The following is a 12,610-nucleotide window of genomic DNA, read 5'->3' on the forward strand; positions in this document are numbered from 1 at the left end:
GGCACCGGCCGGGGCATCTTCGAGGGCGCCCACGCGGCGGTCTCGGAGGGTATGTACAACCTGATCTTCTCGGACGAGCACACGTTCAAGACCTCCGGTCTGACGTTCGCCTCCGGCATGGTCGAAGGCCGTCTCGGCGCGATGATGGAGACCGGCGGCGAGAACCTCGCCATGGGCATGCGGAACAACCTGGGCATGGCACCCCCGAGCTCGCTCACCGAGGGCGGCAACGCGCCGTCCGGTGCCGGAAGTGGTGGTTCCGGGTCGCCCGCGGCCGGCAGCGGCGCGCAGGACGACGCCGTATCCCTGGCTTCCCAGGACGACGATGACGCGGACACCATCTCCCTCATTCCCCTCGGCGACGACGACGACGATGAGGACACCGCGTCCCTCGCCTCCCTCGACGACAAGGACAACAAGAACGGCGAGGACGACAAGGGCGGGGCGAACGGCAGGAACGACAACAGTTACCTCGACGACTTCGTCTACGAGGGCGAAGGCGAACTCATCGACATCTTCACCGGCGCCCCGATGACGCCCCCCGTCACCACCGCACCCGTCCCCACCACCGGCTCCCCCTCACCCACCGCCGCACAGACCCCCAACCAGACCAACCAGCAGACCAACTCGTCGAATCAGGCTTCCCCGCGCACCGACACGGGTAAGGCGGGCTCCGGCGCGGAGCAGCCGGGGCGGATCGCCACCGAGAGCGGCCCGGACCGGACCGAGGAATCGGACCGGTCCACCCTGGTGGGCGATACCGACCAGCAGCTCGACGACCAGGTGAAGGAGTCGAACCGGCCGGTCACCGAGAGCACGATGTCCTCGCCGGAGCCCACTGAGAAGCCCGGAGGGAACAAGGACGAGTCCGCTCCCGGGCCCTCCTCCGTCACCGCACCGGCCACTGTGTCGGGCGAGACCGTGCTCGACGACAGCATGCTGTCGGAAGACGATGACGGAGAGCTGGATTTCCGGGACGTCAGCCGGGCACCGCGGCTTTTGGACGACACGCCGCAGGACGCTCCGGACGTCGCGGAGAACAACGCCGGTCCGAGCACGCCACCGTTCCCGATGACGACCGTCACCGACGTTACCGAGGCCATCGACTCGGACAACGGTGACTCCGTGTACGAGACGGCATCGGAGATCTACTCGGATGCCCACTCGGAACTGGAACAGCCGGGCCCGGACGCGCAGGAGGCCGACGACACTTCGGCGCACGAGGGTGACGACGAGTCGGTGTTCGGCGGTGGTGATTTCGGGTTGGGCCGGTTGTTCGAGGAGGGGGACGGCGCCCCGGCGCCCTTCACCCCGGCGCCCTTCGAGCGTGGTGATTTCGGGTTGCGCGGGTTGTTCCGGGAGGAAAGCGACGGCGCGGCTGCGTTCGGTCGTGGTGATTTCGGGTTGGGCCGCCTGTTCCGGGAGGAGGGCGGCGCCCCGGCGCCCTCCACTCCGGCGCCCTTCGAGCGTGGTGATTTCGGCCTGCGTGGATTGTTCCGCGAAGAGATCGACGGCACGGCGGCGTTCGGCGGTGGCGGCCTTGCGCTCGGCCGGTTGTTCCGGGAGAACGACGTGGCGGAAGACCTCGCCCCCGCGGTCCGTGACCTCGGAACCGACCACCGCGGTGTCCCGGGCGGGGTGCAGCTCTCCACAGCCGGCCCCGGAGTCGTGAACGCACTGCGTCGGCAGCTGCTGGCCGCTCTGGAGGCCCGGGGCATCGCCTCCGACGATCCGCAGCGCGCCGATGTCGAAAGACAGTTGGACACCCTCATCAGCCCCCAGGCCCTGCACGACAACCGGGTGATGCTGCTGAGCCCCGACGGTCACCGCATCACCGTCGTCCACAACGACACCGAGTATCCGCTCGATGTCCGCCTGAACCTCTCGGAGCCCAGGGCATCGGAGATGTACGGCTCGTCGGGCCGCTTCCCGCCGCGCAACAACGAGGACCGGCTGTCCTCGGGCTACGACAGAACATCACAGGGCGGTACGAGCGCGGTGCGCACCGTCTCGCTGCCCGCCTGGGCCGGATCGCTGGTCAACAAGCTCAATACGCTGGCCGTCCCGGTCCTGGGCGATGTCTGGAACCGCATCACCGCCTTCAGCCTCTCCGTGACGCCCACGATCGGCCTGGGCCGCCACACCCTGTCCACGACCGTCGCCCAGGCGGTCGTCGCGACCACTATGATGCGCAGCGGCGAGCGGGCCATTCCCTTCGACTATCAGGCCGCCTGGAGCATCCGGACACCGAACGACGGCACGCCAGCCACCGACGATACGGTCGGCGACGGCACCGGCGACGAGATTCCTCTCCAGCCGCGCAACGTGAACCTCTGGTCCGACCCCGCCGGCTCCGGAATCGTCACCGCCTGGTTCCCCAAGCACCTCACCGCCTCCGAGCCGGACGGCTCCGCGCAAAGGCCGCCCGTCATCAGCCGCGACGAGGGAGAGTTCCGGGCCCATCTGGCGAAACTGCCGCTCTGGACCATGGACTCCATGACCGACCCCGGCAGCCTGCTGCGTCATGCCGAAGCGCAGTTCGGAGGCGAGTTCAGCCGACTCTCACCGGGCTCCCGCGATGCGTTCCGCCGCTTCTTCGGCGGCCCGCAGCAGCTCGGCGCGCTGCCGCTCCAGTACGCCGGATCCGACGGGGAACGCCCGTCCCAGGGCACCATCTCGCCCCTCCTGGTCGACCAGGACGGAAACGCCGTCGGCATGTTCAAGGTCACGGCGAACATCACACCCTCCGGCGATCCGGGTCGCCGGGATATCCATGTCACCGACACCTACAACTTCGAACGCGCCCTCGACCGGCAGACCAAGGTCGACTCCCAGGCCAAGGTGTCCCGGACGGTCGGTGCCGACGGTACGTTCGGGGCCACCCTGAACACCCAGAAGCCCGGTGAGCCGTCCGCGCTGAGGGACTTCAACTTCGCCGTCACCAGCGCGGTCAAGGGCGGCGGCTCGCTCCAGAAGGACCAGTCCTTCGGTGCCGGTTCCACCCACAACCTGCTGCGCAACCTGCGCGCCAACGGCGGACATGTGCTCACCCCGGCCCGGGTCACGTACCAGGTCACCTTTGTCGGCGCCGACGGCACTCCCCGGCGGGCCGCCGACGAGATGGCGGCGACCGATGTGTGGATCCGCGCCCTGCACCCGAATACCGTCGCCCGGACGGCCCCCGGGGCCGAGCAGACCGTGAAACCGCCTGCCGAAGTGGCCGACCTCCAGTCCCTCGGTGTCTCGGCGACCCCGATCGCGGTCGGTGGACCGGGCGCCCGCGACGTTCTCACGGAGACCCGGCGCTGGCTCACCGACAACGGATATCTGCCCCGGACCGAGCCCGTGACCTGGCCCGGCGGCGAGGCCCTGGTCAAGGCGCGCCTGGAGAACCTGCGCGACCTGGACCTGTTCACCTCCGCCCACGGCCTCCAGGCCGGTGCGGACGAGCTGGTCGACGGCGGCTACACCCTCCACTTCAACAAGCCGGGATTCGGCGGCACCAATGACCGGATCGAGGTCAGGCTGGAACTGCGCAAGCCCGCGCCCCTGGACAACGGCACCCAGGAGCATCCGGTCCGGCACCTCAAGACGGCCTCCGGCGTCGTCATCCCCAACATCAGCGGTATCAGCATCCCGGGAAACAGCTCCCGCACCCGGACCACGTCCTGGTCGGTGGGCGGCAGCGTGGACGCCGGGCGCGCCGTCGGCGATTCCGCGGTCCGGCTCTCCGGCAATGCCGAGATCAAGAAGACCTGGCAGAACGCCCATACCCTCACCACCGGTTCCGGCCTCGCCTACTCCCAGCTGCTGGGAACGAGCAAACAGTCCACCGAGGTGTTCCGGGTGCCCGCCGAGCTGCATCTGACGATCTCGGCGGGGGGCGAGAGACTGCACGACTACCACTCCGGCATCACCACCGGAGCCGCCCAGGGCAACCGCGGCGAACCGCGCGCCCATCTCGATGTCGCCCTGCCCCAGGGACGTACGGTGTCGGATACCGCAGCCACCCCCACGACGGGCGGCTACACCGTCACCGACCCGGGCGGGCTGCTGCCCGACAACGCCATGGTCGACCTCATGCGCGGCAGCACCGTGCTGAACGACCTGGTGAACGATCTGCTCCGGCGGTCGACCGCGGAGGACGACCCCGGCAGCCGGGACACGGAGCCCGGCGAGCTTCCCGGCGGCGGCGTGCTGCCGACGTACAACCAGCCCGCCGCCACCGAAGGCTCCGGTTCGCGGATGTCCGCACTCGTCGACGCCGCGACTACGGTACGGCGGGTGGTGACCGGTGACGACCGTGCCGCCCAGGAGATCCTGCTCTCCGAGGCCCTCCATGCCCAGCTCACCCCCGGTGCCCTGACCGCCCGCGCCCACCAGATGGTCAAGGGCGTGTACGTCATCGACGATCTGTTCGTCCCCGGCGCCACGGTCGGGACCGATCTCGTCGTGGAGATCAGCGCCCGGATGACGAATGTGCGTCATCTCGGCACGGTCTCCCAGTACGGAGAGGTCGACCTCGGGTTCGTCGACAGCGCCTCCCATCAGATCAGCACCACGACGTCCCTGGAGGGCGGCGGCGGACTCGGTCTGAAGTCCGGCCCGGATCGGCAGGCGGCGGAGGCCGCGGCAGCCGGTACCCCTGCCGCCGGCCGTCCCGTCACCGGCGGCGGCGGTGCGAAGGCCATCCACGGCAGCGGTACGACCCATGCCGTGACGGCCGCCGTGTCGACGAGCAACACCCATGTCCCCTCGGAGAGCGGCACCTACCACCGGATGGCCGCCGATATCGCGTACGAGGTCACCGTGGTCCGCGGACACCGCGGCGGACCCGTTCACGCGGCCCCCGTCCCGCTGACGGGAGTCAGCAGGACCGTACCGGGCGGGATGCAGTTCCTCGCCACCCCCGAACAGCTCCGCCACAGCGGCCAGCTCACCGGGCTTGCCGGAGTCACCACGGGGGACGACCGGCCCCAGGACATACCTCTGCCGGACCGCTTCCGTACGCACGGCGTCGCCGGGCTGGCCACGGTCCTCGAAGTCACCCCCCTGACCACCCCGCTCCCCGCCCCGCAGCCGCCCGCGCCCGCCGCGCCCGTGGCGGCAGCGGCGGCATCCGCCACGGAACCGGACACCGCGGCGAACGCGTCCGCCCAGCAGCAGCAGCAGCAGCAGCAGCAGCAGCAGCAGCAGCAGCAGCAACAGCAGCCCGGCCCGGATCCCCGGGACTTCTTCCGTACCCGGCTCACCCAGCTGATCAGTGCCGAGGTACCCGGCGCCCTCACCCCCGGCAGTTCCCACTACGTCCCCGGACTGCGCCAGCGCATCGCCGACTTCACCTCACCCGCGGCCATGGCCGCACTCGTCGGCCGGGGCGGGGACCAGCCGCTCGCCTTCACCTTCCCCCACCCCGACGGCCTGACCACCAAGGACGTCACCGTACGTCTCTCCGGCCGGACCGGCTGGGATACGACTGCCCTGGAGAATGTGCGGGGCCGTGCCGCGGCGGCGGGCGCGGGGCTGGAGACCTTCAGCCAGCACGCGCCCAACAACATCACCGACGCCCGCTCCACCACCAGCAAGTGGAGCGCCTCCGGATCGGGCAGCGCCTCCGTGCCCACCGGTGCCACCGGCAGTCACAAACTGGGCGTCAGCCCCGGTGCGGCGCACTCCACCACCCGTACCGACACCGTCACCACCTCGACCACCGCCGAGGACCGGATCTGGCAGCGCACCGACGGCGGGGCCGAGTTCCGACTGGCATGGACCTTCAACGCGGAGATCTCCGTCGACGGTGTGCACCGCGGCGCCATCGACGAGGTGAACGCGAGCGTCACCCTCCGGTTCGCCCACGACAACGCCCCGGCCGTCGCCGGGCCGGTGGTCGAACGGCTGCCGGCCGGGGTGCGGGAGCAGGACCCGAGGGCCGGTCTGACCAGGACCGAGGCCACCCCCGTACGCCCCAGTGGCACGGAGGTCGTCTACGGAGCACCGCAGTCCTTGCCGCTGCTGAACGCGATCCACACCGTCGCGCCCGCACTGGTCGACGCGGACGGCCTCATCAGCGGTACGAGCCAGGAGGCTGCGGCGGTACGGATCACTGAGCTGCTGCACGGCGGGGAGATCACCGTCGACCCGCTGCGGCAGGCCTCCGGTCTCGGCGGGGCGCCGGTCCACTCCGCCGACGGCACCCCTCGGGTCGCGCTCAGCACCGAGATCCTCCGGCCGAAGCTCCTCGGGGACTCGCACGGGGTCACCATCGACCGGGTACGCCAGGCCGGGTTCGGCATCACGGCCGGATCGTCGACCTCACGGACCACCAACGCCACGCTCGGGGTCAACCACACCGTCGACGCCGAGGGCAACCACACCCTGGGCGCGAACACCACTCCCTTCCACTACCAGTCGGTGCCGCAGGGACAGGGCGGCGGGGACACGGCGGCCGGCCGCCGCTGGACCAAGGTGGGCTCCGCCGGACTGCGTACGGCCACCTCCGGGCTGCACACCCATGAGATCGAAGCCGACAGCGTCACCACAGTCACCGGGCCCGACGGCACCCGCCATGTCACCGGTACCGTCGTCCTCCGCGTCTCCGAGCTGGACCTGCTGGGCCTGGGCGTACTGCCGGACGCCGACCGCGGCGACGGAGTCTGGGACCTGTCCGCCCCACAGCGGAGCACGGACGGCACCCCCGAACCGAATCCCGGCCCCGACGGCGCCGACACCCGGCCCGACGCGACGATCGTCGAGCACCTCACCCGAGTGCGGGAGGAACGGGAGAACGTCCTCGACACCGACCGGCGCATGCCCCAGCTCTGGATGACCCTGCCCCACGGCGACCGGAACGACCCGGAGTGGGTGGCGGCGGAACAGCAGGCGACGGACCGGGCCGCCCGTATCGCCCGGGAATCGCAGCTCACCGTCGAACTCGCCGTCCGCGACGACGACGGCATCCGCTACCGGGTTTTCGACCCCGAAACGGCCGGTGCCGAGGGGGCCCGCGGCACCGAAGGCAACGGACCCGGCGGCCCGCGCTCCGACTCCCTGGCGGCACAGCCCCTGACCCGGCCCGTCCCGTCGGTCGCGACCGTCTCCGGCAGCCCGCCGCCTCCGCCTCCGCCGCCGCCCGCCCGCAACCGGCCCGAAGGGAACCCGGGACCCGCTGCCGCATCACCCCCGCCGAGGGATCCGGACGCCCCCCGGTCCGCGAAGCCGCCCCGGGCCGAGGGCGACTTCGTGGAGAACCGGGTCGGCAGGCAGGAACTGCCCGTCCGGGGCCGTGCCGACACGGCCGCCGTCAGCACGGAGCGCTTCGACCCGAAGCTGCGCCAGGACGACCGGCCCGCGGGCCGTCTCAGGGGATCCGAAACCCGGATCCGCTACCGCGTCAGCCGGGAGGAGCTGCCCGACGGACGGACCGCCCGGCACTTCTTCGTCACCCTGCCGTTCAAGCTGGGCCGGGACGTGAGCACCAGCGACCTCACGGACGTGCAGACCCGGGTCCAGAAGGCCCTCGACACGCATATCAACCGCGGCTACCGGCTCCCCGTTTCGAAGGAGCAGCTCATGGTCACGGTCGGTTTCGTCGACAAGCCGGACCGCCGCGATGCCATCACCCTGACCAGGACACCCGTCCCGGGCCGTGCGGACCAGCTCCACTGGGACATCAACGACCACGACGCGGTGCTGACCCACGAACTGCTCCACTACCTGGGCCTGCCCGACGAGTACCTCGACAGTTCCGGCCGGAAGCAGGACGACCCCCATCTGTTCCGGGCCCGGGAGAACCAGCCGGCGGTCCACGGCGACGGGCTGATGGTCAGGACGGATCCCGAGTCCCTGGCGCGCGTCCTCGCGGACCATCTCGCCATCATCGAGCGCGTCAGCGACACGGCGAACATCCCGCTGCACTCCGCATCGGGGCCCGGGACCCGCCCCGGAACCGCCGGTGTGCCGCCGAACCGTGCCCAGCAGGCATTCGACCTTCTCGCCCCGCAACCGAAGGGCACGGAACGGACGTCATGACGAGATCGGCCCGAACGGGGAGGCGGAACAAGTGGTACGGAGCGAAGTGACGGGTGGCACGGCCGGACGCCGGAGAAGCGGAATGCCCGAGTTGCTGCGGCGCTTCGGCCGCCGGGACGACGGCGGAGGCACGGCGCCCGATGCCGTGGCCGTGCCCCGCACCCTCCTGGAGGACCTCACCCACCGCTATCTGCTGCGGTCCTCCGCCGTCGGCGAATCCGCCGTCCGTGACCTGTTGCGCGAGCTGCCCGCCGACGCCCGAAGGCCGGTCGTCGTCGTGGACGTGCCCCCGGACGCCACCGGGAATCTCGGCGAGGAACTCGGCTCCCTGCTGGGGCGGTTGAGCGGCGAGGAGCCGATCGCGGTACGGCTCGTCCTGTCCGGGGCCGCCGCACCCGCCGGGGAGGCCGGGCCGCTCGCGCAACGGCTCGCCGACGCCTGGCGCGTCATCCTGGAAGCGCCCGACGCCGCCGCCGTACTCACTCCGGGCGGACTGCTGTACGTCGCCGAGCCCGCCACGTCCGGCGGCGGCTGGTGGCGCTTCGTGCCGGACGCCGCACCCGAGGCCCTCGGCACCCGGCTGCCCGCGCCCCGCTGGCAGCGGGCCCTCGCCCGGGTCCCCGCGGGCCGGATCGGGGAGTGCGTGGCGCGGCCCGTGCCCGCCGGAATGCTGCTCAGCCCGGCGGACGCCGCCGCGCCCCGGCCCGACGACCCCGCCTACGCGGCCGCCGCGCACCCCGAGAAGGTGAGCGTCCTGCTCGGCGTGCCGCGCGCCCGGCCGGTCCCGGCCGACGATGTGGCGACCCTGCTGGCCGGGCTGCCCGCCGAGGCCCGGTCCGCCGTCCGCCTGGTCCCCGCCGACGGCCGCGAAGCGGTCACCCTGGCCGAGGACGTCTGCGATCTGCTCGGTACGGAGCTGGAGGTCGCCCTCGGCCTGCCGCTGAGCGGTGACGGCACGGCGGCCGAATCCGTACGGATGGTCTCCACCGAGGGCGAGTTCACCTGGTCCCCGCCGCTCACCTCGGTGAAGTGCTACCCCGCGCGGGAGGACGGCTCCCGCCCCGGGCCCGAGCCCACCGGCTGGTCCCTGCCGGGCGCCCCCGCCGCACCCGGCGGCGAACCGGCCCTCCGGCTGGCGTCCGGGGCCCGGGCCGTCGCCGTACGCTCCGGGATCTGGGTGGGCGGCGAACCCGAACCGCCGCGGGACGTCGCCCGGCGCCCCGCCGACGCCCGAGCCCTGCGGATCACCCTCGACTCCGCCTGTCTTGCGGGCCGGGAGCGCGACGCCCATCTGAAGGGCCTCGCCGCGCTCCTGGCCGACCTCGGCACCCCGGCCCGCGCGCACGCCGAACTCGCCACCCCTGCCGACGCCTCCCCGGAACTCGTCGCCCATCTGCGGAAGTTCGCCGTCAGGGCGGGGCTGGCGCTGGCCGCCCCGGGCGACACGGGTGCTCCGGCCGCCGGGACGCCGGAGCCCGTACGGGCCGAGACCGGCGCTCCGGCCGTTCCGGCGACGGCCACCACCGGTCCGCCGCCCACGGGCCCGCTCCCGGTCGGCGCCGGCGCTCCGGCCACCACGTCCGGGCGGGCACCGGCCGGGCGCCCCGCCACCGCCTCGGCGGCCGGCCGAGTGCCGACCGCCGCCCCGGTTCCGGTCCGGGTCGAAGCCGAAGTTGCCGCGGTCCCGCTGCCGAGTCCGGTCTCCGGTACCGCGCCCGCGGTGAGCGTCGCGGAGCCCACGGCCCCGGCGACGGCGACCGGTTCACCGGCGGTCGTCGCGGCGATCTCCCGGGTCGCCCGCGCCGAGCAGTCCGCCCCGGTCGCCGCCGGTGTCCCACTGGTGCCGACCGTGCCCGTGCCGAGCGTGTCCACCGTCGGCGGGGCCGCGAGTACCCCGGAACCGGCCGCCGGTACGCGTCCGGCCGCGGTCACCGCGGAACCGGCACCCGCCGGGACCCCGGGTACGAGCGCCCCGACGCCCGCCCCGGTCGCCCCCGCACCGGCGTCCAGCGCCGCCGTCGCGCCCGCACCGGTGTCCGCCCCGGCCGTCGGTGCCGCCCCGGCGCCCACTCCCGTCCGCCAGGCCCCCCTCCGCCCCGCGCCCACCGGACTCAGCGGCGAGCGCGACCGGCTCGCCTTCCGGGAACTCGCCGCCGCCGTCTGGGAGGAGCACAGCGGTCCCGTCGGGCAGGCACTGATCAAACTGCCCGCGCTCCGCAGCTCCGGGGAGGAGGGCGCGAGCGCCGATCTCATCGCCGTACGGCTCTACCTCTCCTCCGGCCCCGGCGATCCGTTCGGCGCGCACGCACTCGCCGCCGACCCGGACCACCTCCGCCCGTACGCGGTCTGTCTGGCCTCCGGACTGCGCAGGCTGCCCGCGCTGCGCGGCACCCTGATCCGTGCCGTACCGCAGCCCGGAATCCCCGACGACGTGGTGCCGGGTGCCGTACTGACCTGCGACGCCCCGCTGGACGTCGTCCACGCCGAGGCGCGCGGCGCGGCCCTGCCCCCCGATCCGCTGGTCCGGTACGCCATCCGGCCCGTCACCGCCCGGCGCACCTCCGTCCTCACCCGCGACGGCGACGGCGCCGGGGCCCTGTTCGCGGCCGGTACCTCCTTCACCGTGCTGGCCCGGCGCGAGCGCGGCGACGGATCACCGGCGCGGGTCCTGCTCGCGGAGCTGCCCGCCGGGGGCGGCCCGGTCCGGGAACCGTCCGCCGAGGCGCTGGAGAAGCTGGACACCGCCGCCCGCCGCCCGGCCGCCGGGGAGACCCCCTGGCCGGGGCGGTGCACCGGCCCGTTCCGTTTGTACGTCCCACCGGCGTTCTGAGCGGGCCGGGGCCCGCACGCCCCGGCCCCTCCGCCGCACCCCGACCCGCATCCGTACCCAGAAAGGCACCCCAGGCATGGCAAGCAGAGAGACCAACCCGGACGGCGGGAACGCCCCGGACACCTCGGTACGGCGCGCGGCGGCCGTGCCGGGTCTGGCCCAGGAGCCGACCACGGGCCTGTTCCCCGCGGGGGCCGCCGTGGCCGCGGCAGCCGCCCCGGCACCGGCCGCCGCACCGGAGACGGCGGCCTCGGCCGCCACCGGAGCCGCGGCTGCCGGTTCCACCGGAGCAACGGGGTCGTCCTCCGGCTCCACCGGTTCGGGAGCGGCGGTGGGACGGCCCGCCGCCGCTCCCGCCGCCGAAGAGGAGACGACCACGGCCGTCCCCACGGTGAGCGGTGCCGCGTCCGGCTCCGCGACGCCCGCCGCACCGGAGACGACGGCCACGGCGACACCCGCGGCTTCCACCGCCGCCCCGGCCGCGGCCACCGGGGGAGCGGCCGCGGCCCGGACCCGTACCGGCGCGGTGTCGGCGGTACGGGCGCGGATCGCCACGGCGACCCGGTCCGCCGGGCCGGGCTCCGGTGCGGGTGCGGGTGCGGGTGCCGACGGCACACCGCCCGGGCGGCCCAACAAGCCCCTGATAGCCGCCGCCGCGCTCGGCGGACTGGTGCTGATCGCGGTGCCGTTCCTGATCTCGGGCTCCGACGAGGAGAAGCGGAAGCCGGTGGTCGCCGAGGGGCCGGCCGGCAGTCTGATGGACCCCGACAGCGACGACCCCGGGCTGGTCCCGGGCGAGGAGAAGATCCAGGCCCCCGGCGCGGCCAAGGGTGTCGCGGGAAGCAAGGGCGTGACCCCGGCCACCGGTACGACGGGTGCCCGGGCGGGCGGCCCCGGGCCGCTGACGCCGGTACCGGGCCCCCAGGAGGCGGGTGCCCCGCTGCCGGGCGTCGCGGGCGGCACCGGTACGGGCGGGGCCGCGGGTCCCGGCGCCGGGACCGGAACCGGCGGCCAGAAGGCACCGGGCACCCCGGCGGGGGCGGGGAACCCCAAGTCCCCGGCCGGTCCGGCGAAGCAGCCCCCGGCCGCCCCGGGCACGAAGACCCCGCCCGTGAAGACGCCCACGAAGTCCACCCCGGCGGCCAAGCCGCCGCCGCCCCCGGCGCCCGCCACGTACTCGCATCTCGTCGGACCCGGCTGCGACACCCCGGGGTTCGCGGCCACGGGCAGGTACGACAAGAAGGGCAAGGACCGCTGGCGCGGCGGCCGCGGCAGCACCACCGGCTACGGGTGCAACGGCTTCTACTTCAGCGTGCCGAACTCGGACCGGAGCACCGACGACAGCACCGCGCAGTGGAAGTTCTCCACCGGCAAGGTCACCAAGGGCGTCTGCTCGGTCCAGGTGTACATCCCCAACGTCAAGGACATCACCCGGGTGGGCGGCAACCCCGCCTACTACACCGTGTACCGGGCCTTCACCCCCAAGTCCGGCAATGTGCTGGGCACCTTCTCCATCAGGCAGACCTCCCATCTGGGGAACTGGGTGAACGCCGGCAGCTACGCGATCTCCGGCGGCAAGCTGTCCGTCGTCCTCGGCAACCGGGGCAGTGACACCGGCGGCCGCCATGCCGCGGCGGCGCCGGTACGGATCAACTGCACCGCTTCCTGACTGACGGGACGACAGCAGGGGGGCGCGGGCCCGGGTCCCCGCCGGGCAGGGAGACGGTGGTCGTGGAGGGTGCGCCGACGGAG

At 73.5% G+C, this 12,610-nt stretch carries 3 protein-coding genes; all 3 read left to right on the forward strand.

Going from position 1 to position 12,610, the window contains the following annotated elements:
* The first annotated feature begins 51 nt into the window (after positions 1-51).
* The 3 genes from ACWDR0_RS32870 to ACWDR0_RS32880 all read left to right on the forward strand — a co-directional run bounded on the left by ACWDR0_RS32870 (position 52) and on the right by ACWDR0_RS32880 (position 12,527).
* Complete coding sequence (locus ACWDR0_RS32870; protein ID WP_456355485.1) at positions 52-8,028, forward strand: hypothetical protein; 7,977 nt, start codon at positions 52-54, stop codon at positions 8,026-8,028.
* An 82-nt stretch (positions 8,029-8,110) separates the two neighbouring features.
* Complete coding sequence (locus ACWDR0_RS32875; RefSeq protein WP_456355486.1) at positions 8,111-10,858, forward strand: hypothetical protein; 2,748 nt, start codon at positions 8,111-8,113, stop codon at positions 10,856-10,858.
* Between the two features lie 76 nt (positions 10,859-10,934).
* On the forward strand, positions 10,935-12,527 hold the full coding sequence (locus ACWDR0_RS32880) for a hypothetical protein (protein ID WP_456355487.1): 1,593 nt from the start codon (positions 10,935-10,937) through the stop codon (positions 12,525-12,527).
* The last annotated feature ends 83 nt before the right edge of the window (positions 12,528-12,610 follow it).

It is taken from the genome of Streptomyces sp. NPDC003691 (genome assembly GCF_053981115.1).

What these genes read in the sequence shown, in the direction of transcription:
- ACWDR0_RS32870 (WP_456355485.1), top strand. Translation starts at nt 52, where the DNA reads ATGTACAACCTGATCTTCTCGGACGAGCACACGTTCAAGACCTCCGGT.
- ACWDR0_RS32875 (WP_456355486.1), top strand. Translation starts at nt 8,111, where the DNA reads ATGCCCGAGTTGCTGCGGCGCTTCGGCCGCCGGGACGACGGCGGAGGC.
- ACWDR0_RS32880 (WP_456355487.1), top strand. Translation starts at nt 10,935, where the DNA reads ATGGCAAGCAGAGAGACCAACCCGGACGGCGGGAACGCCCCGGACACC.